Source organism: Acetivibrio straminisolvens JCM 21531 (assembly GCF_000521465.1).
Lineage (GTDB): Bacteria > Bacillota > Clostridia > Acetivibrionales > Acetivibrionaceae > Hungateiclostridium > Hungateiclostridium straminisolvens.
The window spans coordinates 1-526 of the sequence record NZ_BAVR01000195.1; the positions used below are offsets into that span (position 1 = coordinate 1).

The window sequence follows — 526 nt, forward strand, 5'->3', positions numbered from 1 at the left end:
TGGTCTGTGGTTTACTACGAGAAACGGGGTGAACTGTGGCTGGAAATCAAAGTATTCTCCATAAAGAAACCTTGCTGTAATTCTGTCTCCGCCTGTAAAGCTCTTAATCAATGCCTCAGAGAGCCTTTGTCCCTCATTTATTTCTATGGCAGTAACGAGCCTTGCTCCCTGAAGCCTTGCGATATCATTTCCTATCGCTTCTATTCTTTTAGCCATAAAAGTTTCGGACGGAGTATTTCTTGCATAGTCTCCCAACAGGTCAGAGATGGTGTTTAGAAATGTGCTCTTTCCGTTTGCTCCTGTTCCATAAAGGACGAATAGGGCCTGCTCTGAAATATCCCCGCTTAATGACGAGCCTACAGCTTTTTGAAGGTATCTTACAAGCTCGTTGCTTCCTCCCGTAATGGTATTCAGAAAATCCATCCATCTTGGTGCCTTGCTGCTTGGTTTATATTCAACAGGGCAGATTTTGCTCATATAGTACTCACGCTTATGGGGTAGAAGTTCCCCTGTCTTTAAATCTACA

The 526-nt window shown here is 43.5% G+C and carries 1 protein-coding gene; it reads right to left on the reverse strand.

From position 1 onward, the window contains the following. Positions 1 to 526: DNA primase family protein (locus tag JCM21531_RS17455; RefSeq protein WP_038291760.1), on the reverse strand; the 526-nt coding region annotated here is incomplete at both ends.